The 25470-nt window shown below is 74.9% G+C and carries 26 protein-coding genes; 11 read left to right on the forward strand and 15 right to left on the reverse strand.

From position 1 onward, the window contains the following. Positions 1 to 97 precede the first annotated feature (97 nt). Positions 98 to 604: a DUF6328 family protein gene (locus ACZ45Q_RS24850; protein ID WP_468265118.1), complete on the forward strand. Its 507-nt coding sequence runs from the start codon at positions 98 to 100 to the stop codon at positions 602 to 604. Between the two features lie 56 nt (positions 605 to 660). Here the strand turns inward: ACZ45Q_RS24850 and ACZ45Q_RS24855 are convergent, their stop codons facing one another. The 7 genes from ACZ45Q_RS24855 to ACZ45Q_RS24885 form a co-directional block, all read right to left on the reverse strand. Then, on the reverse strand, positions 661 to 1083 hold the full coding sequence (locus ACZ45Q_RS24855; protein ID WP_468265120.1) for an SsgA family sporulation/cell division regulator: 423 nt from the start codon (positions 1081 to 1083) through the stop codon (positions 661 to 663). Between the two features lie 113 nt (positions 1084 to 1196). Beyond that, positions 1197 to 2174 (reverse strand): LLM class F420-dependent oxidoreductase, encoded by a 978-nt coding sequence (locus ACZ45Q_RS24860; protein ID WP_468265122.1) that lies wholly within the window; start codon positions 2172 to 2174, stop codon positions 1197 to 1199. A gap of 81 nt (positions 2175 to 2255) precedes the next feature. After that, positions 2256 to 3866 carry a serine/threonine-protein kinase gene (locus ACZ45Q_RS24865; protein WP_468265124.1) on the reverse strand — a complete coding sequence of 537 codons (1611 nt, stop codon included), beginning with the start codon at positions 3864 to 3866 and terminating at the stop codon, positions 2256 to 2258. Between the two features lie 343 nt (positions 3867 to 4209). After that, on the reverse strand, positions 4210 to 5169 hold the full coding sequence (locus tag ACZ45Q_RS24870; RefSeq protein WP_468265126.1) for a threonine/serine dehydratase: 960 nt from the start codon (positions 5167 to 5169) through the stop codon (positions 4210 to 4212). A gap of 20 nt (positions 5170 to 5189) precedes the next feature. Next, the gene (locus tag ACZ45Q_RS24875; protein ID WP_468265128.1) at positions 5190 to 5867 is read right to left on the reverse strand and encodes an AIM24 family protein; all 678 of its coding nucleotides are present in this window, start codon (positions 5865 to 5867) and stop codon (positions 5190 to 5192) included. 62 nt (positions 5868 to 5929) lie between these two features. Further along, positions 5930 to 7213, reverse strand: coding sequence for a CAP domain-containing protein (locus ACZ45Q_RS24880; protein WP_468265130.1), 1284 nt, complete (start codon positions 7211 to 7213; stop codon positions 5930 to 5932). 189 nt (positions 7214 to 7402) lie between these two features. Further along, positions 7403 to 10363, reverse strand: coding sequence for an ATP-binding protein (locus ACZ45Q_RS24885; RefSeq protein ID WP_468265132.1), 2961 nt, complete (start codon positions 10361 to 10363; stop codon positions 7403 to 7405). A 177-nt stretch (positions 10364 to 10540) separates the two neighbouring features. On the opposite strand from ACZ45Q_RS24885, the gene ACZ45Q_RS24890 reads away from it, so the two are divergent. Continuing rightward, positions 10541 to 11413: a universal stress protein gene (locus tag ACZ45Q_RS24890; RefSeq protein ID WP_468265134.1), complete on the forward strand. Its 873-nt coding sequence runs from the start codon at positions 10541 to 10543 to the stop codon at positions 11411 to 11413. 1 nt (position 11414) lies between these two features. Here ACZ45Q_RS24890 and ACZ45Q_RS24895 read toward each other — a convergent pair whose 3' ends face one another. The 3 genes from ACZ45Q_RS24895 to ACZ45Q_RS24905 form a co-directional block, all read right to left on the reverse strand. Continuing rightward, positions 11415 to 12647: a DUF4032 domain-containing protein gene (locus ACZ45Q_RS24895; protein WP_468265136.1), complete on the reverse strand. Its 1233-nt coding sequence runs from the start codon at positions 12645 to 12647 to the stop codon at positions 11415 to 11417. Positions 12648 to 12656: 9 nt separating this feature from the next. After that, complete coding sequence (locus tag ACZ45Q_RS24900; RefSeq protein ID WP_468265138.1) at positions 12657 to 13403, reverse strand: MBL fold metallo-hydrolase; 747 nt, start codon at positions 13401 to 13403, stop codon at positions 12657 to 12659. 96 nt (positions 13404 to 13499) lie between these two features. Further along, positions 13500 to 14129 (reverse strand): alpha-ketoglutarate-dependent dioxygenase AlkB, encoded by a 630-nt coding sequence (locus ACZ45Q_RS24905; RefSeq protein ID WP_468265140.1) that lies wholly within the window; start codon positions 14127 to 14129, stop codon positions 13500 to 13502. A gap of 158 nt (positions 14130 to 14287) precedes the next feature. On the opposite strand from ACZ45Q_RS24905, the gene ACZ45Q_RS24910 reads away from it, so the two are divergent. Further along, the gene (locus ACZ45Q_RS24910) at positions 14288 to 14914 is read left to right on the forward strand and encodes a TetR/AcrR family transcriptional regulator (RefSeq protein ID WP_468265142.1); all 627 of its coding nucleotides are present in this window, start codon (positions 14288 to 14290) and stop codon (positions 14912 to 14914) included. A gap of 105 nt (positions 14915 to 15019) precedes the next feature. Further along, positions 15020 to 16693, forward strand: a complete 1674-nt coding sequence (locus ACZ45Q_RS24915; RefSeq protein ID WP_468265144.1) for an FAD-binding dehydrogenase — start codon at positions 15020 to 15022, stop codon at positions 16691 to 16693. 183 nt (positions 16694 to 16876) lie between these two features. Here ACZ45Q_RS24915 and ACZ45Q_RS24920 read toward each other — a convergent pair whose 3' ends face one another. The 3 genes from ACZ45Q_RS24920 to ACZ45Q_RS24930 form a co-directional block, all read right to left on the reverse strand. Continuing rightward, positions 16877 to 17257 carry a DUF488 domain-containing protein gene (locus ACZ45Q_RS24920; RefSeq protein WP_468265146.1) on the reverse strand — a complete coding sequence of 127 codons (381 nt, stop codon included), beginning with the start codon at positions 17255 to 17257 and terminating at the stop codon, positions 16877 to 16879. After that, positions 17254 to 17505 carry a WhiB family transcriptional regulator gene (locus tag ACZ45Q_RS24925; RefSeq protein WP_468265148.1) on the reverse strand — a complete coding sequence of 84 codons (252 nt, stop codon included), beginning with the start codon at positions 17503 to 17505 and terminating at the stop codon, positions 17254 to 17256. The genes ACZ45Q_RS24920 and ACZ45Q_RS24925 overlap by 4 nt, the downstream gene beginning before the upstream one ends. 193 nt (positions 17506 to 17698) lie before the next feature. Further along, the gene (locus tag ACZ45Q_RS24930; RefSeq protein WP_468265228.1) at positions 17699 to 18628 is read right to left on the reverse strand and encodes a LysR family transcriptional regulator ArgP; all 930 of its coding nucleotides are present in this window, start codon (positions 18626 to 18628) and stop codon (positions 17699 to 17701) included. Between the two features lie 69 nt (positions 18629 to 18697). Between ACZ45Q_RS24930 and ACZ45Q_RS24935 the strand changes: the two genes are divergently transcribed. Beyond that, a complete protein-coding gene (locus ACZ45Q_RS24935) occupies positions 18698 to 19312 on the forward strand; it encodes a LysE/ArgO family amino acid transporter (RefSeq protein WP_468265150.1) in 615 nt (204 codons plus the stop codon). A gap of 68 nt (positions 19313 to 19380) precedes the next feature. Continuing rightward, positions 19381 to 20688: an MFS transporter gene (locus ACZ45Q_RS24940; RefSeq protein WP_468265152.1), complete on the forward strand. Its 1308-nt coding sequence runs from the start codon at positions 19381 to 19383 to the stop codon at positions 20686 to 20688. Between the two features lie 4 nt (positions 20689 to 20692). On the opposite strand, the gene ACZ45Q_RS24945 is transcribed toward ACZ45Q_RS24940, so the two are convergent. Both ACZ45Q_RS24945 and ACZ45Q_RS24950 read right to left on the reverse strand, forming a co-directional pair. Then, the gene (locus tag ACZ45Q_RS24945; protein WP_468265154.1) at positions 20693 to 21145 is read right to left on the reverse strand and encodes a cyclic nucleotide-binding domain-containing protein; all 453 of its coding nucleotides are present in this window, start codon (positions 21143 to 21145) and stop codon (positions 20693 to 20695) included. Between the two features lie 513 nt (positions 21146 to 21658). Beyond that, positions 21659 to 21892 (reverse strand): hypothetical protein, encoded by a 234-nt coding sequence (locus tag ACZ45Q_RS24950; protein ID WP_468265156.1) that lies wholly within the window; start codon positions 21890 to 21892, stop codon positions 21659 to 21661. A 147-nt stretch (positions 21893 to 22039) separates the two neighbouring features. On the opposite strand from ACZ45Q_RS24950, the gene ACZ45Q_RS24955 reads away from it, so the two are divergent. The 5 genes from ACZ45Q_RS24955 to ACZ45Q_RS24975 all read left to right on the forward strand — a co-directional run bounded on the left by ACZ45Q_RS24955 (position 22040) and on the right by ACZ45Q_RS24975 (position 25458). Continuing rightward, the gene (locus tag ACZ45Q_RS24955; RefSeq protein WP_468265158.1) at positions 22040 to 22480 is read left to right on the forward strand and encodes an ATP-binding protein; all 441 of its coding nucleotides are present in this window, start codon (positions 22040 to 22042) and stop codon (positions 22478 to 22480) included. 178 nt (positions 22481 to 22658) lie between these two features. Further along, a complete protein-coding gene (locus ACZ45Q_RS24960; RefSeq protein WP_468265160.1) occupies positions 22659 to 23546 on the forward strand; it encodes a SigB/SigF/SigG family RNA polymerase sigma factor in 888 nt (295 codons plus the stop codon). Between the two features lie 16 nt (positions 23547 to 23562). Continuing rightward, entirely contained in the window at positions 23563 to 23826 is a 264-nt protein-coding gene (locus ACZ45Q_RS24965) for a DUF5133 domain-containing protein (RefSeq protein ID WP_468265162.1), read from the forward strand. A gap of 329 nt (positions 23827 to 24155) precedes the next feature. After that, a complete protein-coding gene (locus ACZ45Q_RS24970; RefSeq protein WP_468265164.1) occupies positions 24156 to 24998 on the forward strand; it encodes a DUF1206 domain-containing protein in 843 nt (280 codons plus the stop codon). 28 nt (positions 24999 to 25026) lie between these two features. Then, the gene (locus ACZ45Q_RS24975; RefSeq protein ID WP_468265166.1) at positions 25027 to 25458 is read left to right on the forward strand and encodes a hypothetical protein; all 432 of its coding nucleotides are present in this window, start codon (positions 25027 to 25029) and stop codon (positions 25456 to 25458) included. Positions 25459 to 25470: the final 12 nt, after the last annotated feature.

Below are 25470 nucleotides of genomic sequence, written 5' to 3' on the forward strand. Positions count from 1 at the left end.
CGGCTCCGGCGCACGGGACCCGGCGCGCGACACGGCGCCTGACTCCGGGGAACCCGGGAAGAGGAGACAGCACAACCGGGTGACCAGGAGGAGAACAGTGGCGGACACGGGTGCGGCAGCAGAGGGGACGACGAGGCGCCGGGGGCGCAACGAGACCGAGGAGGAACGTGCCGACCGGATGTGGACCGAGCTGATCCAGGAGGTCCGCGTCGCCCAGATGGGTGTGCAGATCCTGTTCGCCTTCCTGCTGACCGTGGTGTTCCAGCCGAAGTACGAGGACCTGTCGGACACCGACCAGACGATCTACCTGGTGACGGTCGTCCTCGGCGCGTGCGCGACCGGCGCGCTGATCGCCCCCGTCTCGCTGCACCGCCTCGTCTCCGGCCGGCGCATCAAGCCGCAGGCGGTGCGCCTGGCCTCCCGGCTGACCCTGCTCGGGCTGGCCCTGCTGCTCGCCACGACGACCGCCTCGCTGCTGCTGATCCTCCGCGTCGCCACGAACGACGGTTTCGTGCCGTGGATCGTCGCGGGCGTGGTCGCCTGGTACCTGCTGTGCTGGCTGGCCATACCGGTGTGGACCCGCTACCGCCACACCGCGGACTGACGGCGCCCGCCGGCCGGGCACGGACCGACGGCTCCGGTCGGCCGGGCGCCGCCCGCTCAGCCGGCCAGGATCTCCGCCAGGGCCTCGTCGACGCGGATCTCCTCCTCGCCCGGCCGGACCACGCCGTGGGTCTCCCGCAGGAAGGCCGCGACCGCCGGCGCCCACGCGTACACCACGGCGTGATGGCGGCCCCCGTCGGGCCGGGGGTCGCCCAGCAGCTCCATCCGCAGCTCGTCCCACATGCCCCGGGACACCGGCCGCAGCCGCACGTCCCCCACGCCGACCGGACGCAGCAGTCCCTCGCCGACCATCTCCCGGTCCAGCGTCCAGCGCGCCAGCACACGGCCGTCGGCGCTGAACACCACCGTGACCGCGAACGGGTCGGCGGCGTCGTACCCCAGGTGGGCGAGGACGGGGAAGCGCTCGGCGTCACCGGCCTGAAGCTGCACGACCAGGGTCTTGTGCACGAACGAGTTCACTGCGGGGCCTCCGGGGAAGGGGCGTGAGGTCTCGGGAGCGGACGTAGAGCCTCCTAGTACCCCGTCCCCGCGTGAGATGCGCCGACGTTCGGGTGAATCCGCGCCCCGCCGGATCACGACCCGCCCAGCGCCTCGCGCAGCGCCGGCAGCAGCGTCTTCTCGGACCAGTCCAGGAACCGGGGCTGGGAGTCGCCGCCGATCTGCACCAGGGCGATCTCCGTGAAACCGGCCTCGGCGTACGGGCGCACGGCCTCGACGAAGGCGTCCGGGTCGTCGCCGCACGGAATGGACTCGGCGACGTCGTCGGGCGTGACGAACTGGGTCGCCTGCTCGAAGGAATCGGGGTGCGGCAGCTCCGAGTTGACCTTCCAGCCGCTGCCGAACCAGCGGAACTGGGCGTGCGCCCGCTCGATCGCCGCGTCCCGGTCGGTGTCGTAGCAGACGGGCAGCTGGCCCACCCGCGGCTTGCCCTGGCCGCCGTGCCGGTCGAAGGCCTCCAGCAGCCCCGCCTTGGGCTCCGTGGCGATCACCAGGTCGGCGAGTTCCCCCGCGAGCCTGCCGGACCGCTCCCCGGAGACGGCGATGCCGATCGGCGGCGGGCTGTCGGGCACGTCCCACAGCCGGGCCGACTCCACGTCGAAGTGCTCACCGCGGTGGTTGACGTGGCCGCCCGCGAAGAGCGCACGGATGATCTCGACGGCCTCCCGGAGCATCTCGTGCCGTACGTCGACCGACGGCCAGCCGCCGCCCACCACGTGCTCGTTGAGGTTCTCGCCGGCCCCCAGCCCCAGCCGGAACCGCCCCTGGGACAGCAACTGCATCGTCGCCGCCTTCTGCGCCACCACCGCCGGGTGGTACCGGAACGTCGGACAGGTCACGTACGTCATCATCGGGATGCGCGACGTGGCCTGGGCCGCCGCTCCCAGCACGCTCCACGCGTACGGCGAGTGACCCTGCTCGCGCAGCCACGGGAAGTAGTGGTCGGAGGTCACCGAGAAGTCGAACCCGGCCTCCTCGGCCCGCACCACATGGGCGACGAGGTCACGGGGGCCGGCCTGCTCGGTCATCATCGTATATCCGATTTGCACCATGAACGCCGAGTCCCCCGGCCCCCGCCACCGGAAACGGTCCGTCCCCCGGTCGGCCCCGGTCGGCCCCGGTCCGTCCCCGGGTCAGCCCCGCGGTTCCCGGAACGTCCTCAGGAACGTCCGCAGCGCCAGTTCGTTCGCGGCGTCCTCCCAGTCGGCGGCCGGGGTGGTCCAGCGCAGCGAGAAGCTGCGCCCCCCGCCGAGCAGGTAGCCGCGGCCGAAGGTGCGGACCCGGGTGCCGTCGTCCTCGGCGAGCCACTCCATGTCGGCGGCCTCGCGCCCGCGGTAGGTCGTCGCCCGGATGTCGCCGACCCGCTCGTAGCCGTCCGACCGCTTGAGGCCGGGCTCGACGTCGTCCCGCCAGACGGCCACCGGGTCCGCGCCCGCCCGTTCGCTGTACGTCACCGCCAGCGTGCGCGGATCACCGGAGGCGCCGAGGACCACGCGGTAGGCCACGTCGGACACGCGCGTGGTGTCCAGCCGGCGCCAGCCCTCGGGAAGGGCGACGGAGAAGCCCTCCGGCGCCCGGTAGGTCCGGAAGCCGGCCGGCAGGGCCGTGGCCGACGGGGAGGGCGCGGTGGGCGTGGCGGGCGGGGGAGAGGACGACCGCGGCGGCGCCGTGCTCGGGGCCGGGGTGCCGGGCCCGGGGAGGCCGTCCGGGGGAACCGCCGGGGCGGACGGGCGGGGCCGGCCGGCGGCGTCCGACGCGCCGGTGCCGGGCGGTCCGTACGTGGCGGCCAGCACGGCGACCGTGACGGTGACGACGGCCAGGGCGGTCCCGGCGATCATCGTCCGCCTGCTCCACCGGTGCCCGGCGTGGCAGGCGGCGGCGTAGGCCCCCCGCAGCCGCGGGCGCGGGACCGGCGGGGCGGCGGCGCCGGCCTCCTCGTTCAGCACCCGGACCAGGGCCTCGCGGATCACCGGGCGGGTCAGCCGGTCGCGGCAGTCCTTGCGCAGCAGTCCCTGCACGGCCTGCGTGAGCGGTCCGGCGCGCAGTGGTGTCCGCAGCGGCAGCCGGTCCACACCCCGGAGGGTCTCCTCGGGCCTGCCCCGGTCACGGAACGGCGGACGGCCCTCGAGCATCGTGTAGAGGATCGCGCCCAGCGCCCACAGGTCGGCCGCCGGGCCGATCCGCTCGTCGCGGGCCTGCTCCGGGGAGGCGTACGACGGTGCGGTGAGCCGCGGCGCGAGGGTGGCGCCGGCCAGGCCGAACCCGGTGACCTGGACCGGGCCCTCCTCGCGCACGAACACCTGGCCGGGACTGAGCTCCCCGTGGGTGATGCCCTGGCCGTGCGCGGCCTCCAGCACGTCCAGCAGCCCCAGTCCGATGCGCGCGGCCCGCACGTAGTTGAACGTGGGCCGTTCCGCCATGAGTTCGCTCAGCGGCACCCCGCCGGGCCACTCGGTCACCGTCCACAGCGCGCCGTTCTCCACGACGGCGTCGATCACCGTGGTGACCTTGCCGGAGCACAGCAGGCTCATGGTCTCGCAGGTGCGGATGACCCGGCCGGGGGCCCGGCGCACCGCCTCGCCCGTGGGATCGTCCGGCAGCCGCACCTCGGTGACCAGGCAGGGGCGGTCCGACTCTATGTCCTCCCCGGACCAGCACACGCGGTTGGTCTCGCTGTGGACGATCTCGAGAAGGCGGTACCTTCCGGCGACCCGTGCGTGTGTGGAGTCGTGCGCCCTGCCCATGGCCATCCCTCGTTCGCGCCCCTGGCTCTCGCTGTGACCAGAGGTACGGTGAGGTGGGCCCCGAGCGTTCAAAAGGCACCCCGACTCCGCCGGTTTTTCTCGCCCTTGCGTAAAGGGCGAGCAGGTGTGCGAGAAAAAGCAGCCAATCCGTGGAGACCGCGTCCCACCTCGGCACCCTGCCCCCGGCACCGGGCCGGGAATTCGGCGGCGGACTGCCCGCCGACCGGAATTCTCCGCCCGACCAGGCGGTAACCCGCGGTAAATGCAACGGCGTCCGATACCCGGAACTCCACGTTCCCGGGCTGGAATTCACCGCTTGGCCACCGCGGGCCCCACCGGGGGCTCAGCGCAGCCCGAACCGCTCGGCCCAGGCCGCCGTGTCCGCCGTGCTCGCGTTGCCCCCGCACACCACCAGACCGATGCGGGCCCCGCCGCCCACCCGCTCGACCACCCGGCGGGCGGCCGGCAGCAGGCACCCGGCGGCCGGCTCGGTCCAGACCTTGGCGTGCTCGGCGAACTCCAGCGACCCGCGCACGGCCTCCCGGTCCGGCACCACGAGCACCTCCGTGACCAGCGCCGACACATGCTCGTACGTCAGCTGCGACACCGCCGGGGCGCTGAGCGTGGACACCAGCGAGGACAGCGGCACCGGCACCGGACCGCCCGCCGCCAGCGCCCGCGACATCGCCTCGGCGCCCTCGGTCTCCACGCCCCAGACCCGTACGCCCGGACGGCGTGCCCGCAGCGCCGCCGCCACCCCGGCGATCAGTCCGCCGCCCCCGATGCTGACCAGCACGTCGGTGAGGTCCCCGGCGTCCTCGGCCAGCTCCAGGCCGACCGTGCCCTGTCCGGCGACGACCACCGGATCGTCGAAGGGGTGGACCGGGGTCAGCCCCTCCTCGCCCAGCCGTGCGGCGAGCGCGAACGCGCCGTCCATGTCGTCGGCCAGCCGCACCGACGCCCCGGCGTGCTCCGCGATCTCCACCGACCGGGCGGGCGCCGCCCGCGGCATCACCACCGTCGCCTTCACGTCGAGGGCGGCGGCCGTCACCGCCAGGGCGATGCCGTGGTTGCCGCCGCTGACCGCCACGACACCGGCGGCCCGCTCCGCCTCGCTCAGCGACAGCAGCTTCGCCACCGCGCCGCGCGCCTTGAAGGAACCGGTGCGCTGGAGCAGTTCCAGCTTCGCCTCGACCGGGACGCCCAGCAGGCCGGACAGGCCGGGGCTCGGCACGGTCGGGGTGCGCACGACGTGCCCGGCGATGCGCTCGGCCGCCGCGGTGATCTCCGTGATGCCGATCATCTGTCGTCCTTCCGGCGCGCTCAGTGCTGCTGGGGCTTCTGCGGCGGCGCCTCGCTCGGCCGGACCACGACGTACCCCTGGCCCTGGAGCACCAGCTGGACCGCCTCGCCGGAACCGCCGCGCAGCATCGACCCGATGGACTGCGACCGGTGCAGCGTGGTCTGCAGGCCCGCGGTCCAGCCGACGACCGCGTCGGTGTCGACGTACACCGGGTACTGCGGGGAGACCGGGATGACCAGCGGGTCGCCCTCGCAGATCAGCGCCAGCTTGCCCTGTCCGGTGAAGACGCTGTTGAACAGGCCGCCGCCGCTGATGCCGGCGCCCTTGACGGTGGCGATGCGGTAGGACAGCGTCGCGTCGAAGCACAGCACGTTGCGGCCGTTGACGGTGAACTCGTCGCCGGGGCCGACCTCGACGACGAAGCAGTTCTGCGCCTCGTGCGCGAACCAGGCCTCGCCCTGTCCGCGCACCGCCATCAGCGGCAGGCCCTCTCCGGTGACCGCGCGCTTGAGCATGCCGCCCACGCCCTGGCCCTTGCGCTCGAACTGGAGGTTGCCGCGGTAGGCGACCATGGCGCCCTGCCGGGCGAGCATCTCGCCGTCGACGACGTACCGGACGCATTTGGAGTTCTCGACGGTCATGCCCGGCGCCTGGGCGGGCTGCACCATGTGCTCGCTGGAGAAAAGGTCACCCTTCATACGCGCATCCTGTCCCGGACGACCCCCTTCCGCCAAGATCGCCTCCGAGCGGAGAGTCCCGGTCAACCGCCGAACAGCTGCGTCCAGTACGTGCCCGCCCGGCCGCCCCCGGCCAGCCCGACGCCGATGTGGGTGAAGGCGTGCCCCAGGATGTTGGCCCGGTGCCCTGGGCTGTTCATCCAGCCCTCCACCACGTCGGCCGGGGAGCGCTGGCCGCAGGCGATGTTCTCGCCGACCGTGCTCCGTGCGGCACCGGCTGCCGCGGCCCGGTCCCCGGGCGAACTGCCGTCGGGTGAGGTGTGGGAGTAGAAGTCGCGCGCCACCATGTCGTCGCTGTGCGCCTGCGCCGCCGCGGTCAGCCGGGGGTCGGCGGCCAGCGGCGGCAGCCCGGCCCGGGCCCGCTCACGGTTGGTCAGCTCCACGACCCGCACCTCGGTGCGGGCCAGTCCGTCCGGGGTCAGCGGCGTGGCCCACAGCGCGGTCCAGTAGACGTCGCCCGACCGCCCGTCGGCGGCATGGGCCAGACCGGCGTGACGGAACGCCGGGTCGTGCAGCGTGCGCCGGGCCCGGTCGGTGCGCAGGCAGTACGCGACGAACTCCGCCGGCGTGCGCGGGCCGGAGACCAGGTGCTCGCCCACGGTGAAGAACCGGTAGCCGGCGCCCAGGACGCGCTGGTAGACCGAGACCCCGTCCCGCGTCTGCACGGTCAGCCCGCCCGCCGCGGCCATGGCGGTGGCGTGGGCGCGGGCCGCCGAGGCCAGCCGGGCGTCGAGGGTGACGGCCGGGGCGCCGGCCGCTGCGCGGGCGGCGTTGACGGCGTCCAGGAACCCGTCGGGTGCGGTACCGGGCGGTGCGGCGGCGGGCGGGTCGTCGACGACGTCCACGCCGAAGTCGCGGGCGAGACCGGCCAGTCCGTCGGCGTAGCCCTGGCCCAGGGCGCGCAGCTTCCAGCGGTCGCCGCGCCGGTAGATCTCGGCGAGCAGCAGGACGCTCACCCGCCCGGCCGGCGGTGGTGCGAAGCGGGCGAGGGCACGGCCCCGTGCGTCGGTCACGTGCAGTGTGGGCGGGGGCAGCACGTGCGGCGGTGTGGTGGGTTCGGCGGGGCTGACGGCCACGGTGACGCGGGTGGCACCGGGGCGCAGCCGCGCCGGGTCCACGGTGAGCGTGCCGTCCCGCAGCCGGGCACCGGGTGCCTCCGGCTGGTTGTAGAAGACGAAGTCGCCGTCGCCGGCCACCTTCCCGCCGTCGTCCGTGACGAGCGCCGACACGTCGAAGGCGCCGCTCACCCGCACGCCCACGGCGCCGGCCGGCAGGGGCAGGTTGCCGCCGGGGACCAACTCGTGCATCGTGCCCGCCCTGTCTGCCGGTTCGCGCTCCGATGGGGTGCCCAGGATGACGTACCCGGCGGCCCCCCGGTTCCCCGCCCCGGGACCGGAGCCGTACGGTCCCCGCGGCGGGCCGCATCCGCGCGCGCCGGGGCGGCGCGGACGGCCCTCGGGCTGCCGGGTGCCGGAGACCGGTCGGGGCCGGAGGCGTCAGCCCCGTGTCGTGGGCTCCGGTGCCGCCAGGCCCTGGCGGTAGGCGATGGCCACCGCCTCCGTACGGCTCGACGCGCCGAGCTTGGCCAGGATGTTGGAGACGTGCACGCTCGCCGTCTTCGCGCTGATGAACAGCTCCTCGCCGATCTGACGGTTGCTGCGCCCGAGAGCCAGCAGCCGCAGCACCTCCCGCTCCCGCGCGGTCAGCGCCGGCGACCGCTCCCCGGCGGGCCCGGCACCCGCCGGGAACGCGCGGTGGACGAGGGCGTCCAGCCGCTCCCGCAGCGGTGCGGCCCCGAGCCGCTCGGCCGCCCGCCGGACGTCGGCCGCCGCCCGCGCCGCCTCCTCGCGCCGGTCCGCCGCGAGGAGCGCCTCCACCAGCCGCAGCCCGCACCGCGCCCGTTCGTACGCGTCGCCGTAGGAGAACGCGGCGACCGCCTTCTCCCAGGCCGCCGGGTCCGGTCCGGACACGGCCCGGGCCCACTCCGCCTCCGCCCGGGCCAGCCACGCCTGCCCCTCCGGGCCCTGCGGGACGCCGTCCTCGCCGCGCGTGGCGGAGGTACGGGCCAGCTCCACCAGCTCCGTCGCGGTGTCCGCCCAGCGGCGCGCCGCCTCCGCGCCCCCGGTCCGCCGTAGCTCGCCGGCCGTGTCGGCGACCGCGGACAGCGCGAGCGCGGCGAGCCGGACCGTGGCGTCGGGCAGTCCCCCCGACTTGTCCGTGAGCGCCTCCACGGCCTCCCTCATCCGCCGCACGGCCTCCTCCGCGTCCCCGCGCAGCGCGGCGGCGTCGGTCAGCACGACGCCCGCGACGAGCGTGCCCACCCAGTCGAACGGCCCGCTCAGCAGGGCACGGGCGCGCTCGACGGCCCCGAAGTCCCCGCGCGCCAGCGCCCTGTACAGCAGCGGCCCGGTCACCGCGGTCGGCGCGGCCCCGTCCTCGTCAGCGGTGCCGCCGTCCGCGGTCCCACCGGGACCGTCGTCCCAGTGGCCCAGCGTGTACCGCGCCAGCCGCTGGAGGTAGCGCATCTCCTGCGGATAGGGCGAGGACAGCAGCCCCGAGCGGCGCGCCCGGTCCAGTCCCTCCGCCACCCACGTCAGGCACCCCTGGAGATCGCCCGCCTCCAGGCCGGCGATGGCCAGGTTGAACAACGCCCGCAGCTCCACCGGCGCGTTGCCCGCGGCGCGGGCCAGCTCCCGGGCCTGCCGGAGGCGTGCGCGCCCCGCCTCCGTGCGCCGGCCGCCGTCCTCCATGCCCGCCAGCGAGATCAGCAGATCCGCGCGGGCGTCGGTGACACCCAGCTCCTCGGCGACGCGCAGGGCCCGGTGGGCCACTTGCAGCGCCGTCCCGGTCTCGCCGACCTGACGGGCGGCCGTGACATGGGTGGCCGCCGCCCACACCCACGTCGGCGACGGCGGCTCGGCGGGGATCAGGGACAGCGCCTCGCTGCTGTGGGAGAAGGCGGCGCCGCGGCGGTCCAGGTTCAGCAGGTTGCCGGCGAGCGTGTACCGCACCCGGGCGGCCAGCTCCAGATCCGCGTCCCGGCCGAGGCCGTCCAGCGCGGACCGGGTGAGGGAGACCGCCCGGTGCAGCTCCCCGGCGTGCGCCGCCGCGGCGGAGGCGCGCAGTGTCAGCGTCACCGGGTCGGTGCCCGCGGGCCGCGCGGACGCCTCCACCTCCGGCCACAGGTCGAGGGCCGCCTCCAGGTGCCGCAGCTCCTCGGCGGGCGCGCCGACGCGCCGGGCGTGGTCCGCGGCCTCCAGCGAGGCGGCGAGCGCCCGGGCCGGGTCGTGACTCTCGCGGTGGTGGTGGGCGCGCTCGGCGGCGTTCTCCGGCCGGCGGTCCCGCCCGGCCAGCAGCCGTGCGAACGCGCCGTGCAGCCGGGCCCGTTCCCCGGGAAGCAGGTCGGCGTAGACGGCCTCCCGGGCCAGGGCGTGCCGGAAGGCGTACGTCCCGCCGTCGCCGGGCACCAGCAGCTGCCGCCCCACGGCCTCGCGCAGCGCCGCCTCCAGCTCCTCCTCGGGCAGGCCGACGGCGTCCCGCAGCAGGTCGTGCCCGACCCGGCGCCCGGCGACGGCCGCGGTGCGCAGCACCTGCTGGGCGGTGTCGGTCAGTTGCTCGAAACGGATCAGCAGCACGTCGGCCAGTCCGCTCGGCACCCCGCCCGCCCCGGCGTCCGTGGCCGCGACCAGTTCCTCGGCGTAGAAGGCGTTGCCCTCGGCCCGCTCGACGATGCGGCGGACCGTGGTCTCCGCGAGCGGCGCCGCGGGCAGCGCCCGGACCAGGCGGGCCACCTCGGCGTCGGCCAGGGGACGCAGCTCCAGCCGCTCGACCGCGGGCAGCCGCACCAGTTCGGCCAGCAGCGGGCGCAGCGGGTGGCGGCGGTGCAGGTCGTCGGCGCGGTAGGAGGCGAAGACGGACACGGGGTGGACGGGCGCACCGCCCGTGGGCCGGTGCAGCACTCCCCGGCTGAGCAGGAAGCGCAGCAGATCGCGGGAGGACTGGTCGGCCCAGTGCAGGTCCTCCAGGACCAGCAGCAGCGGCCCGGTGTCCGCGAGGTCGGCCAGCAGCGCGGCCACGCCCTCGAAGAGCCGCAGCCGGCCGTCCGGGTCCCGCCCGCCGTCCGCAGCCCCGCCCAGCAGCCGGTCCACCACGGGATGCCGGGCGAGCACCGGGGAGAGGCGGCCGTCCGCCGCGAGCACGCCGAGGATCTCGGTGAACGGCAGATACGGCAGACCCACGTCACCGAGGTCCACGCAGTGCCCGGTGAGCACCGTCGTCCCCGCCGCGCCGGCCCGGGCGGTCACCTCCCGGAGCACCCGGGTCTTGCCGACACCGGCGTCCCCGGCGATCAGCGCGGCGCGCGGCGCGTCGGCACGGGCGCGTTCGAGCAGGCCGGTGAGACGCGTGAGTTCGTCGTCGCGCCCGACGAGCGGCGTGTCGAATGAGGTCTGCGGCACGCTCCCATCCTGGCACGCCGCGCCGGCGGCACCCGTGGTGCGGGGACGCCCGGACCCGGCCGTCCGGACCGCGGGGCGGCGGCCGGCCGCCGCCGGCCGGTGTCGTCCGGTGTCGTCCGGGGCGGACCGGGGGACTCTGATCGCGACCGAACGTCGGTGACAGAGTGAGGAGCCAGCATGACGCGGCCGGTGACGGCGGGGGTCGACGGATCCGAGGAGAGCCTGGCGGCGCTGGCCTGGGCGGCCAGGGAGGCGATCCGGCGCGGAGTGCCGCTGCGCGTCGTGCACGCCTGGCGGTTCCAGCAGATGGAGGCGGCCGGGGTGACCGACCGGGAGGCGCAGCAGCGGTGGGTGCGGGACACGGTGACCCGGCAGGTGGGGGCCGTCGTCGAGCGGCACCGGGAGCTGCCGGTGACCGTCGACGTCGTGGACGGGCACGCCGTGGAGACGCTGGTGGCCGCGGCGGCCGACGCCGAGCTCCTGGTGCTGGGCTCGCGCGGGCACGGCCGTCTCGTCGGCTTCCTGGTCGGCTCCGTGGGCCAGCAGGTCATCGGCGAGAGCCCCCGCCCCGTGGTGCTGGTGCGGGCCGGTGACCGCGCCGGCGAGGAGGCGGCCGGGCGGGAGGTCGTCGTTGGCCAGCACGGTGACCCGGAGGACAGCGCCGACGTGCTGCGCTTCGCCTTCGAGGCCGCCGCCGCCCGCGGCGCGACCGTGCGCGCCGTCCGGGCCTGGACGCTGCCGCCGGTCTACGCCTACAGCCCGGCCTCCCTGAAGCTCCTGGACGAGGCCGGGGGCCCGGAACCGTACGAGCGCAAGGCGCTGGACGCGGCGCTGCGGCCGTGGCGGGAGCGCTTCCCGGACGTGCCGGTGGCCGAGCACGTGGAGCTGGGCAGTGCCGCGCAGGTGCTGCTCTCCGTGGTGGGCGGCGCCCAGTTGCTGGTCGTCGGCCGCCGGGCGACGCGTTCGGCGGTGGGCGCCCGGATCGGCTCGGTCGCGCACGGCGCCGTGCACCACGCCGACTGCCCGGTGGCGGTGGTCCCGCACCGGTGAGTCACTCCGCAGTCGGCTCCAGCGCGGCGCGGGCCCCGGGCAGGATGTTCTCGATGTAGTCGCGCACCGCCGTGTCCAGGCCGATGTCGTGCTGGGCCCGCTCGGACAGGTACCAGCGGTGCTCCAGCAGCTCGTGGTAGATCTCCGCCGGGTCCATCGCACCGCGCAGCTCGGGCGGCACCGCTCGCACGGTCGGCCGGAACACCTCCCGCACCCAGCGGTGGGCGAGCACCTCCGGGCGGGCGCCCAGGGGGTCGCCGGGGGCGTGGTCGTCCTGGGTGGCCATCCACGATTCCAGGTCGTTCAGCAGCCGCCGGGCCTGGTTCTCCTCGGCGTCCAGGCCGGTCAGGCGCAGCAGTTGCCGCTGGTGGTGGCCGGCGTCGACGACCTTCGGCACGAACGTGACCGTGTCGCCGTTGGAGGCGTGCTCGATCTGCATCTCGGCCACGTCGAAGCCGAGGTCGTTCAGCCGGCGTATCCGGCGCTCGATGTAGTGGTACTTGCCCGCCGGATACACGGAGGTGCGGGTCAGCTCCTCCCACAGGCCCCGGTAGCGGGCGCAGATCTCGGTGCCGAACTCCACCGGGTCCACGGACGGGTGCAGGGCGCCGGACGCCTCCAGGTCGAGCAGCTCGCCGCTGATGTTGACGCGCGCCAGGTCCAGGTCGTAGTCGCGCTGCCCGTCGCTCAGCCGCGGGTGCAGCTCGCCGGTCTCGGCGTCGACCAGGTACGCGGCGTAGGCGCCCGCGTCGCGCCGGAAGAGCGTGTTGGACAGCGAGCAGTCGCCCCACGCGAACCCGGCCAGGTGCAGGCGCACCAGGAGCACCGCGAGGGCGTCCATCAGGCGGTGCATGGTCGCCGGGCGCAGGGTCGTCTCGAACATCGACCGGTACGGCATGGAGCCGCCCAGGTGCCGGGTGATCAGCACCGGCTCCAGCGGCTCCCCCGCCTCGTCGGCGCGGCCGGTGACGACGCCGAGCGCGTCCACGGCGGGGATGCCGAGCCGGTCCAGGTCGCGCAGCAGCCCGTACTCCCGCACCGCGGGCCGCTCGGCCAGCTCCTTCACGGCGATCACCTCGTCGCCGGCCCGGGCGTAGCGGACGACGTGCCGGGAGATGCCGCGCGGCAGCGGCACGAGGTACTCCTCCGGCCACCGCTCCAGCGGCAGGTGCCAGGGCAGTTCGAGCAGGAGCGCGGGGTGCTCCGGGTTGGTGGCGCTGATCTGCAAGGCCATGGCCCGACTCTAGAGCGCCCGTTCCCGGGCCAGTCGCGCGGCGTCCTTCACCGGGCCCCGGTGCACCGGGCCGTGGCCGGGGAGCAGGACGTCGGCGTCCAGTCCGGCGAGGACGTCCAGCGAGGCCACCGCGCGGGCGCGGTCGCGGTGGAACATGCCGGGCAGCAGCTGCGGCCCGGCGGTGCGGGCGGTGGGGTGGGCGCTGACCAGGGCGTCACCGGAGATCACCACCCCGGTGTCCGGCAGGTGGTAGGCGCAGTGACCGTCTGTGTGCCCCGGGGTGTGCACCGGCACCGGCCTGCCGGGCAGGTCCAGGGCGCCCTGCCGGGGGAAGGGAAGCGGGGCGGCGACCGGGAGCCGGGCCGTGCCTCCGGAGCGGACCGCGCGCAGGGCCCAGGGCAGCACACCCGGCCGCCAGCCGTTGCGCAGCACGGTCGGGACGGAGACCTGGTGGAGGAAGTCACGGCGGGCGTGCGGCACTTCCGCCTCGTGGAGGTGGACCGGGACGCCGTGCGCCGACCGCAGGTACTCGGCCGACCCCAGATGGTCGTTGTGGGCGTGCGTGATCAGCACCGCCTCCACCGCCTCCGGTGAACTCCCCACCGCCGCGAGGGACTCCAGCAGCGCCCGCCGGTCACCGGGATACCCGGTGTCGACCAGGGTCACCGCGTCGCCCTCGGTGAGGATCACCCAGTTCGTATGGGTGCCGTGCACCAGGTAGGTGCCGTCCGCCGCCTGCCGTACGGTGGCTCGCATCGCTCTCCCGAGGTTTGGAAACCCGCTGTCGGGGACAGCCAACCAGACCGTGAGCGGCGGCCGGGGCAACCGGCCGGGCGGCGCACCGCGCCTTGCTCAGCGCACGCCGTGCGGACGGAACTGCACACTGATGCGCGGTCCCGCGACGCGGGTCGTCTTGGGCACGCAGTGCTCCCAGGTCCGCTGGCAGGAGCCGCCCATGACGATCAGGTCGCCGTGGCCCAGCGGCCGGCGCACGGTGGCGGCGCCGCCGCCCACCGGCCGCAGCAGCAGGTCCCGGGGTGTGCCCACGGACAGGATGGCGACCATGGTGTCCTCCCGCGCGCCCCGGCCGATGCGGTCGCCGTGCCAGGCGACGCTGTCCCGGCCGTCGCGGTAGAGGCACAGCCCCGCGGTGGTGAACGGCTCGCCCAGCTCCCCGCCGTAGTGCGCCGACAGCGCGTCGCGCGCCTCGTCCAGCACCGGATGCGGCAGGGGGTCTTCCGCACCGTAGAACGCCAGCAGCCGGGGCACGTCGACCACGTGGTCGTACATCGTGCGCCGCTCGGCGCGCCAGGGGATCTCGGCGGCCAGTCGCTCGAACAGCGCGTCGGCGCCGCTCAGCCAGGCCGGCAGCACGTCGATCCAGGCGCCGGAGCCGAGGTCGGTGCGGTGCAGCCCGTCGAGGGGACCGAGCCGGACCTCGTCGGTCTGGTCGAACAGCGAGCCCTGGAGGTGCCTGGTCATATCGCCAGCGTACCCCTCGTTCGAAAGTATGTTCCATTGACGGGTCCGGGAAGGCCGGCTCCGGCCCTGTTGGATACACCGGTGCATCGGATACATTCGCGTATCCGACGGGCACCGGCGGCCGTGAGGGCCCCGGCGGCAGGGCGTGAGGGGCGGGTATGGCGGCACGGAGCACGGCCGGGCGCGTGACCAGGCGCCGGGCCCGCACCCGCGCCGACCTCCTCCGGGCCGCGTTCACCGTCTTCGCCGCGAAGGGCTTCGGCCATGTGTCGATCGAGGAGGTCTGCGAGGCCGCCGGCTACAGCAGGGGCGCCTTCTACTCGAACTTCTCCAGCCTGGACGAGCTGTTCTTCGCCCTCTACCGCGAGCGCGCCGAGCTGATCGCCGACCAGGTGTCCGGCGCCCTCGCCGCCGACGGGCCGGACCTCGACGTACCGGCCGCCGTCGACCGCGTCACCGAGGTGCTGCTGCTCGACCGGGACTGGCTGCTGGTCAAGACCGACTTCCTGGTGCACGCCGCGCGCGACCCGGCCGTCGCCCGCACCCTCCTGGAGCACCGGGCCCGGCTGCGGCGGGCGATCGCCGAGCGGCTCGCCCGGGCCCGCGGTCGCACCGCGCTGCCCGCCGTGCTCGGCGACGTGGACGGCGCGGCCCACGCCGTGGTCGCCGCGTACGACGGCGTCACCGTGCAACTGCTGCTGGACCGGGACGTCGAGCGTGCCCGCGCCTGGCTGGCACACCTGCTCACCGCGCTGCTCACCGACGGCGGCGGCACCACCGGATGAACACCTCACCGTCGACACGGTCGACACGGCCGGGAACGGCCGGGACGGTCGGGAACGGCCGGAATCGTCAGGAACGGACAGGACGGACAGGAAGGGACGGTCGCCATGGATGCCGACGTCATCGTCGTCGGAGCGGGCCTCGCGGGCCTGGTCGCGGCGCACGAGCTGACCAGCCGGGGACGCAGGGTCGCGCTCGTCGACCAGGAGAACGCCGCCAACCTCGGCGGGCAGGCGTTCTGGTCCTTCGGCGGGCTGTTCCTCGTGGACTCCCCGGAGCAGCGCCGGCTCGGCGTCAAGGACTCCGTCGAGCTGGCCTGGAGCGACTGGCAGGGCAGCGCCCGTTTCGACCGCACCGAGGACGAGGACTCCTGGGCCGTGCGCTGGGCGCGGGCCTACGTCGAGTTCGCGGCCGGGGAGAAGCGGTCCTGGCTGGACGGGCACGGCATCAAGCTGCTGCCCACCGTCGGCTGGGCCGAGCGCGGTGACCTCGGGGCACACGGACACGGCAACTCGGTGCCGCGCTTCCACATCGCCTGGGGCACCGGCACGGGCGTGGTGGAGCCGTTCGTGCGCTACGCCGAGCAGGCCGCCCGCGACGGACTGCTCACCTTCCACCACCGCCACCGGGTCGACGAGCTGGTCGTCGAGCAGGGCGCCGCCCGCGGCGTGCGCGGCACCGTCCTCGCCCCGGACGACTCGCCCCGCGGAGTCGCCTCCAGCCGCGACGCGGCCGGCGAGTTCGAACTGACCGCCCAGGCCGTCGTCGTCACCTCCGGCGGCATCGGGGCCGACCACGACATCGTCCGCCGCCACTGGCCCGAACGCCTGGGCACGCCGCCGCGCGAGATGGTCACCGGCGTCCCCGCGTACGTGGACGGGCGGATGCTGGACATCAGCGCCTCGGCCGGCGTCCGCCTGGTCAACCGCGACCGGATGTGGCACTACACCGAGGGGCTGCGCAACTGGGACCCGATCTGGCCGGGCCACGGCATCCGCATCCTGCCCGGACCGTCCTCGATGTGGTTCGACGCCCTCGGCCGCCGTCTGCCGGAGCCGTACCTGCCCGGCTACGACACCCTCGGCACCCTGAAGCACCTGCGCACCGCCGACGGACTCGCCGAGCACGACCACTCCTGGTTCGTCCTGACCCGGCGGATCGTGGAGAAGGAGTTCGCGCTGTCGGGCTCCGAGCAGAACCCCGACATCACCGCCAAGGACCGCAAGGGCTTCCTGCGCGAACGCCTCCTCGGCAAGGGGGCCCCCGGCCCCGTCGCCGCGTTCCTGCGGCACGGCGCCGACTTCGTCACCGCGCCCGGCTTGGAGGAACTGGTCGAGAAGATGAACGCGCTGACCGAGAAGCCGCTCCTCGACGCCTCCCTGATCCGCCGTCAGATCGAGGCCCGCGACGCGCAGCTCGCCAACCCCTACGCCAAGGACGCCCAGATCCAGGGGATCCGCAACGCCCGCCGCTACATCGGCGACCGCCTCGGCCGGGTGGCCACCCCGCACCGCATCCTCGATCCCGCCGCCGGCCCCCTGATCGGCGTCAAGCTGCACATCCTCACCCGCAAGACCCTCGGCGGCATCCAGACCGACCTGGACTCCCGCGCCCTGGGCGGCGACGGCGAGCCGATCGAGGGCCTGTACGCCGCCGGGGAGGTCGCCGGCTTCGGCGGCGGAGGGGTGCACGGATACAACGCCCTGGAGGGCACCTTCCTCGGCGGCTGCCTCTTCTCGGGCCGCGCGGCCGGCCGGGCCGCGGCGCAGCAGACGGCGTGAGCGCCGTGCGGGCGGCCGGTCCACACCGGCCGCCTGCTTTCCTGCGCACCGCGGAGAGTGCCGCCCTGCTCGCGTACCGCCGGGAGGGCCCTGCTCGCGTACTGCCGGGAGACCGCCTCACGTTCCGCTGAGAAGCCTCGTCGCGTACCGTCGGGGGCCGCCCTCGCGTTCCGCTGAGAAGCCTTATCGCGCACCGCCCAGGGGGCGGGCCAGCACGGCCGCGTGGCTGGTGTCCGGCGACTTGGCCGCCGTCAGCAGGGTGACCGGGCCCTTGCGCGTCAGCTCACGCACCCCGTCGAGGGCCTCGGCCGCCTCCGTGCCGTCCAGTTCGTCCTCGTAGCGCGCGGCGAACTCCTCGTAGGAGCCCTCGCCCGCGTGGTACCAGCGGCGCAACTCAGCCGACGGGGTGAGGGCCTTGGGCCACTGGTCCACCTCCGCCGCGTCCTTCGCCATGCCGCGCGGCCACAGCCGGTCCACCAGGACGCGCACGCCGTCGCCGGGCTCCGGCGGGTCGTAGATCCTGCGGACCCGGACGGCCCCGGTGCCGGGGCCGCGCCTTGTCATCCGGACCGCCGCCGTGAGGCGAGGCGCCGCTTCAGCGCGCGGCGTTCCATCTCGTCGGTCCCGCCCCAGACACCCAGGGTCTGGCCGGTGTCGAGCGCCCACTGAAGGCAGGGCTCCCGGACCGGGCAGCGGCGGCAGACTGCCTTGGCCTGCTCGGTCTGGAGCAGCGCAGGTCCTGAGGTGCCGATCGGGAAGAACAGGTCGGGGTCCTCGGTACTGCACGCGGCGTGCTCTCGCCAGTTGTCCATCAACGTCACCTGCGATCGATGTCGAATCGCGCCCTCGAGTACGGCTTACTCGCTTGCGGGTGACCTGTCGATGGCGGAGTGAAACCGGGCGAACGCCTGGGAATCCGGGAGCGGCGGGCACCGGCACCGGCCGACGCGTCCGCCACCGGCGCGGCGCCTCAATCGGCGCAGCGCCCCTGTCCGCGCGGCGCCCCTATCGGCGCAGCGCCCCGGCCGCCGCCGTCACCACGGCCCCGGCCACCGCCGCCAGCGCGGGCGAGTCGAGCCGCCACTGCTGCCAGTACAGCGGCACGTCGACCGGCCGGTCCGGGGCCAGGTTGGTCAGCCGCCCGGCGCGCAGCAGCGGCGCGGCCTGCGGTTCGGGCACCATGCCCCAGCCCAGGCCCGCGGCCACGGCCTCGACGAACCCCTCCGACGTGGGCACGTGGTGCCGGGCCTCGCCCGCCGCGCCACGGCCCCCGCCGAGCCCGCGCACGAAGCCGTCCTGGAAGTCGTCGCGCCGGTCGAAGACCACCACCGGCGCCTCGGCCAGCACCTCGGGCAGCGGCCCGTTCAGCCACCGCGCGGCGAAACCGGGGCTCGCCGCCGGCACGTACCGCATCCGGCCCAGCGCCCGCACCGAACAGCCCGGCACGGCGTCCGGCGACGAGGTCACCGCGGCCATCACCGTGCCCTCCCGCAGCAGCGTCGCGGTGTGGTCCTCGTCCTCGCGGCGCAGCTCGAAACAGAGCCGCGGCTCCGGCGGCACCCGGGTGAGCGCGTCCAGGAACCAGGTCGCCAGCGAGTCGGCGTTCACCGCCACCGACACCCGGACCGGCTCCCCGGCGGCGCCGCTCAGCCCCAGCTCGGCCTGGGCGTCCCGCTCCAGACGCGCCACCTGGCGGGCCAGCCGCACCAGCACCGCGCCGGACCCGGTGGGCCGTACCGGCTTGGTGCGCAGCAGCAGCACCCGGCCGGTGCGCTGCTCCAGGGCCTTCACCCGCTGGCTGACCGCCGAGGGCGTCACGTGCAGCGCCGCCGCCGCCGCGTCGAACGTGCCCTCGTCCACCACCGCCAGCAGGGTGCGCACCTGGTCCAGCGGGAGGTCCGCCATCGCCGTCGTCGTCCCCGGAACCCTCGTCATCACGAGTGCTAAGGATACGTAAGAATCTTTAGCTGTACCGCAGAGATCCTTCCGCTTAGCGTCGAGGCCATGACCAACTCCCTGACCGCCGCCGCCGCGGGCTTCGGCACCGGCCTGTCGCTCATCGTCGCCATCGGCGCCCAGAACGCCTTCGTCCTGCGCCAGGGGCTGCGCCGCGACGCCGTCCTGGCGGTCGTCGGGATCTGCGCCCTGTCCGACGCCGCCCTGATCGCCCTCGGCGTCGGCGGGGTGGGCGCCGTGGTGGTGGCCTGGCCGGACGCGCTGACCGTGGTCGGCTGGATCGGCGGCGCGTTCCTGCTCTGCTACGGGGCGCTGGCCGCCCGGCGGGTGTTCCGGCCGGGGGCCGCCCTGACCACGCAGGGCGAGGCCGCGGGGTCCCGGCGGCGGGCGGTGCTCACGTGCCTGGCCCTGACCTGGCTCAATCCGCACGTCTACCTCGACACGGTGTTCCTGCTCGGCTCCGTCGCGGCCGACCGCGGCGAGCTGCGCTGGACCTTCGGCCTGGGCGCGGCACTGGCCAGCCTCTGCTGGTTCGCGGCGCTCGGCTTCGGGGCCCGGTTCCTCGGGCGGTACCTCTCCCGGCCCGCTGCCTGGCGGGTCCTGGACGGCCTGGTGGCCGCGACCATGATCGCCCTGGGCCTCACGCTGATCGCCGGGGCCTGAGTCCCGGGCGCGCCCGCACCTGCGATAGTGACCCCGAGCGAAAGATGTAACGAGCATGCAGGAAGCGCGTGGACACCGGCGAGAGCAGCAGCGAGAGCAGAACCGAACCCCGGGACGGGGCTTGCGACCCGGTGCCCCGGCCGCGCGGGTGGCGCCGCTGGGCGATGGACACCCGGCCGCTGCGCCGCCCGGCCTACCGCCGGCTGTGGGCGTCGACCGTCGTCACGGCCGTCGGCAGCCAGCTCACCGCGGTCGCCGTGCCCAAGCAGATCTACGACATCACCGGCTCCTCCGCCTGGGTCGGCGCCGCGAGCCTCGCCGGACTGCTGCCGCTGATCGTCTTCGCGCTGTGGGGCGGGGCGGTCGCCGACAGCATGGACCGCCGCAAGCTGCTGCTGATCACCAACGCCGGCATCGCCGCGACCTCACTGCTGTTCTGGCTCCAGGCCTTCACCGGGCTGGAGTCGGTGGGCGCGCTGATGGTGCTGCTCGCCCTCCAGCAGGCCTTCTGGGGGCTGAACGCCCCCGCGCGCAGCGCCTCCATCGCGCGCCTCGTCCCCGCGGAGGAACTGCCCGCGGCCAACGCCCTCGGCTCGACGGTCATGCAGACCGGACAGGTGGCCGGACCGCTTCTCGCTGGCGTCCTCATCCCCATCGTCGGCCTGCCGGAGCTGTACCTCATCGACGCGCTCGCGCTGTGCGTCACGGTGTGGGCGGTGTACCGGCTGCCCGCGCTGCCGCCGCTGACCGGTCCGGCGAAGGGACGGGCCGGCCTGCGGGAGATCGTGGCCGGATTCCGCTACATCGCCGGGCACACCGTGCTGCTGCTGTCCTTCCTCGCCGACATCGTCGCCATGGTGTTCGGCATGCCCCGCGCCCTCTTCCCGCAACTCGCCGCGGAGACCTACGCGGGGTACGGCGAGGGTCTCGCCCTGGGGCTGCTGTTCGCGGCCATCCCCATCGGCGCGGTGGCCGGCGGGCTGTTCTCCGGCACGTTCTCCCGGGCCCGGCGGCACGGCTGGATGGTGATCGGAGCGGTCGTCGTGTGGGGCGCCGCCGTCGCCGGCTTCGGGCTGAGCGACAGTCTGTGGCTCGCGGTGCTGTTCCTGGCACTCGCCGGGGTCGCCGACATGGTCTCCATGGTCTTCCGCGGCGCGATCCTGCTCTCCGCCGCCACCGACGAGATGCGCGGCCGGATGCAGGGGGTGTTCACGGTCGTCGTGGCGGGCGGCCCCCGGCTCGCCGACGTCCTGCACGGCACGGCGGGCTCGGCCTTCGGTGCCCGTACCGCCGTCACCGGCGGCGGACTGCTGGTCGTGGCGGCGATGCTGGGGCTGGCCTGCGCGGTGCCGGCGCTGCGGCGCTACCGGGTGTGACGGCTCACGGCACGGGGCGCCGGTGTGTCGCGTACTCCATCAGCTTGCCCCGGGTCGTCTCCAGCCGGTGGGCGAGGATCTCGGCGACCGAGCGGACCAGCGTCAGGCCCAGCGCGGGGTCCTCCTCGCACAGGGCGAGGACCCGGGCCGCGTCGAACTCGTAGGCCCGCACCGGGCTGAACGCCTCCGCGCCGAAGTCCCACTCGTGCGGCGGGAACAGCCAGGACCAGCCCAGCAGATCGCCCGCCCCCAGGCTCGCCACCGTCACCGCCCGGAGGGACGACACCCGCTGGGTGAGGGAGACGGCGCCGGACCGGATCACCCAGAACCGGTCGGCCCGCTCGCCCGCTTCGAAGATGTGGGCGTCCTCCGGGAAGGCCACCTCATGGGCGAGCGCCATCAGCCGCTGGCGCTGGGGCGGAGGTAGGGCGGTCAGCAGCTTGATCGCTTTGGTCATGACACGGAGCCTCTCGCCGACGGTCCGGTTCCGGTGCTTTCCCTACGCCCATTTCAGCGGTTGCCGGGCCCCTCAGCACCTCGGCGGCCGGCGGATCCGGCGGAGATTCCGTGCCGACCCCGCAATCGCCGGCCCGGCCGTCCCATCCGGCGCGTCCGCCTCGTCCGTCACCGCCGGCACGTCCTGCATGACGGCATGAAGAAGCCCTGGCTGGACGGGGGAAGCCAGCCAGGGCCGTAAGCGGTGGCGCCGGAGGACTGCGGCGGTCGACCCCGTCACCACGTATGCATGAACGCTAAACCATCTCTCTCCGTTCCGGGAAACCGGGAGGGCACCCCGTGACGCGTCTCACTCCGTGGTCACAGCATCGACCTCCGGGCCGCCGTCCGCCGCCACGACCCGGACCGTCTCCAGGGCCGGATCGGTCGCGGCGGTACTCGGCAAAGGCCTCCGGGACCGGCGCCCGGCTGTGTTCGGCCGTCATGGGGGTCCGGCTTCCCGTCCGCGGGCCCGTCAACCGGCCGGTCCGGACGGCGTTCCCCGCCGGCCCGGGGTCAGGACCTCGTCCAGCACCCGCAGCACGGCCTCGTAGGCCAGCGTCCGCACCGCCGCCTCGCGGGCGCCCTCCGGGTCCGTCGGCCGCAGCTCGTCCCGGCGCGTCCGCCAGGCCCGTTCCTCCCGTACCGCACAGGCCCTGGCCCGCTGCATGCGCCGCAGCAGTTCGTCGGAGTCCACAACGTCGGTCATGCGGTCCGCGTACCCCGGTACGGCGCCGGGATGGCCGCTCGGCCGAAGGGAGGGGAGCAAGTTTGGAGTCTTCCGGACAGGTCAGCCGGAATGCAGACAGTACGCCCCTTTCCCCACCCTCCATCCCACCGACCAGGGAGCTGACGGATGCGCGAGAGGCACCTCACCGAACCGCCCGGCGACCAGGGCGGTACCGACCGGACCCGGTGCACGGGACCGTGCCGGCCCGCCGAGGCCCGCCGTGCCGTGGAGCGCGCCGTCGCCGAGCACCGGCACTCCGGGCGGGCCTGTGACGCCCATGCCCTCTCGGACGCCGTGCTGGTCGCCTCCGAACTGACCACCAACGCGATCCTGCACGGCGGCGGCGTCACGGACTTCCGCGTCGACGTCGTCGAGCCGGGGGTCCGGCTGTCGGTGAGCGACCGCAGCGACGCGCTGCCGGTCACCGCGCCGCCGGTCGACGAGCGTGGACACCGGCGCCTGGGCGGCCGGGGCTGGCCGATCGTGTGCCGGCTGGCACGCGACGTGTGCGTCTCCGACTTGCCGACCGGCGGCAAGCGCATCACCGTGGTGGTACCGCTTACCTGAGACTTTCAGCAGAAGCGGAGTTTGCTCCCCCGGGTGGGGGGCAGTCGCAGTTTCGTGCTTCGGACCGGAGGCGCAGCAGCGGGAGCGGTATGGCTGCCCGGCCCCTCCAGGTGATCCGGACCGGCCGGCCACGTTCCCGCGGAAAGTCCCTGAGACCACCGTTCAGGAGCGAATCCGCATGCTCATCGAAACGCCCACCAGCCGTCCCGCCGCACCCGAGCCCACCGCCGCCGGCCCGCCGACCGAGCCCGCCCGCAGGCGCCACGACGACGCCCCCGACACGGCCGCGCTCTTCGCCCGGCTGGCCGCCCTGGAGGACGGCCCCGAACGGGACGCCGTCCGCGACGAACTCGTCACGGCGTGGCTGCCCATGGCGCACCGCATCGCCGGTCGGTTCCGCGACCGCGGGGAGTCCATCGAGGACCTCCGTCAGGTCGCGGCGCTGGGGCTGGTCAAGGCCATCGACCGGTTCGACCCCGAGCGGGGCGCGTTCGAGAGTTACGCCGTGCCCACCATCACCGGTGAGGTCAAGCGGCACTTCCGGGACCGCATGTGGGCCCTGCGCGTGCCCCGCCGGGTCCAGGAACTGCGCAACAAGGTGCGCGTGGCGCGCCGCGAACTGACGCAGAACCCGGGCAGCCCCGAACCGTCGGTGGCCGACATCGCCGCCCACACCGGGCTGACGGAGGAGGAGGTCGGCGCCGGGATGGAGGCGCTGGAGAGCTTCAGCACGCTGTCGCTGGACGCCGAGCTGTCGGCCGGCGACGACGGCTACAGCCTGGCCGACACCCTCGGCGCCGCCGACTCCTCGTACGACGTCGTGGTCGACCGCGAGTCGGCCAAGGAGAGCCTGCGCCGGCTGCCCGAGCGGGAGCGGGCCATCCTCTACATGAGGTTCTTCGAGGACATGACCCAGAGCCGGATAGCCGACCGGCTGGGCATCTCCCAGATGCATGTCTCCCGCCTCATCAACCGCAGCTGCGCCCGGGTGCGCGACGAGGCGATGGGGCAGCGGACGGCCCGCCGGACCAACGGCCGGCAGGCGACCGCCTGGAACCGAGGCTGAAGGAGGAGCGGATCAGATGCTGAGGCCCCACCCCGCCGTGCTCCGCCGGCTCGTGGACGAGTACGAGGCCGTCATGGCCGCCGAGCCCCCCACCGGCTCGGCCGAACCGAGCCCGCGGGCGCGGGACCTGGCGTACACGCTGTGCGTGTCGACGGGGACCCGCGACGTACGCCTGGCCCTGGAAGCCGCGCACCGCTGGCTCGCCGCGGCACCGGCCGATCCGCCCGCCGCCGTCCCCGTCCACTCCGCGGTGCGCATGCCCGCCGGCGTGTCCGACTGACGCGCACCGGTCGGTGGTGGCCCGGACGCCGGGATGCCCGGTGTCCGGGCCACCACCTGCCGGGGCCACCGCACGCCCGAGGCTCCGGCACTCCGGCCGAACGCCGGTGCCGGCCGTCTCTCACCGGCACCGTCCGTTCGTCGGTGCGGCCGTCCGCCGGTGCCGGCCGCTTCTCACAGGCACCGTCCGACCTCAAAGCCGGCGCCCGTCGGTGCCGCCGTCCGCCGATGCCGGGCGTCCGTCCCGGTCGGTGTCCGTGCGAGGCCGGCGCGTGGCCGGCACGTACGACGACAGCCCGGGCGTCCGGCTGCCCGGGAGGGGAGGATCACATGAACGTACGCGCACCCGCGCTGACCGTCGGCCGCGTCCGCGCCCGCCGGGCGGCGAACGGCAGAACCACGGAGGGCGCCGCGCGGGCCGGACTGGCCGCACGGGGCGTCATCTACCTGCTCGTCGGTGCCCTGGCGCTGCGGATCGCCTTCGGCGACGGCGGTGAGCAGGCCGACCGCTCGGGCGCGCTGGCCGAACTGTCGGAGCAGCCCTTCGGCTCGGTCCTGCTGTGGGCGCTGGGCCTCGGACTGGCCGGCATGGCCCTGTGGCGGCTGTCCGAGGCGCTGTTCGGCGCCGTCGGCGAGGACGGCCGCACGGCGCGCAAGCGCCTGGCGGCCGGCGCCCGGTGCGTGTTCTACGTCTTCGTCTCCGCCTCCGTCCTCGCCTTCGCGGCCGGTTCCGGCAGCGGCTCCACCGGCTCCAGTGACCAGCGGTCCCGGGACGTGACCGCCCGCCTGATGCAGGTGCCGGCGGGGCAGTGGCTGGTCGGCCTGGCCGGCGCCGCCGTCGTGGCCGCCGGAGTGGTGATCGCCGTCCAGGCCGTGCGCCGCAGCTACCGGAAGAAGCTCAAGGCGGGGGAGCTGGACCCCCGTGCGCGCCGGCTGATCGACCTCACCGGCGTCGGCGGCGGCGTGGCGCGCGGCCTGGTGTTCGCCGCGGCCGGCGCGTTCGCGATCCGGGCGGCCGTGGACTACGAGCCCGGCCGGGCCAAGGGCCTCGACGACACCCTGCGCTCCTTCGCCGACACGCCGCTCGGGCCCTGGCTGCTGGTCTGCGTCGCCGCGGGGCTGGTGCTGTTCGGCGTGTTCTCCTTCGCCCTCGCCCGCTGGCGCCGCGTCTGAGACGCCCCGCGCGGGGAACACGCCCAGGATGAACGAACACGAGATCCCGCCGGACGGCCGTCCCGTGGACGTCTACCTCGACCTGCTGCGCGTCCGGATGGACACCGACGACTACCGGCTGCTCCTGAGGGTGGTGGAACCCGTTCTGCGGGCCATCGACGAGGACCAGCTGCCCACCATCGACTTCTCCCTGGACGGCGGTGAGGCCGAGGCGCTGCCCCAGGAGATCCGCGACGAGGCCGCCCTCGTCATCGCCACGGCCGTCACCGGGCGGCTGGACAACGAGGTCGTCGAGATCAGCACCGACGAGACCGGGCCCGTCAGAGTGGTCACCGACGCGGCCACCGCCGCCGACCCGACCCGGCTCGGCGAGATCGCCGACTACCTCAAGCAACGCCACCGGCAGAACGAGGAACTGCGTGGCATCGCCGAGGCGAGCGGCCTGCCCACCGACTTCTGACCGGTCACCGGG

The sequence above is a fragment of the Streptomyces sp. NPDC031049 genome, assembly GCF_055571015.1.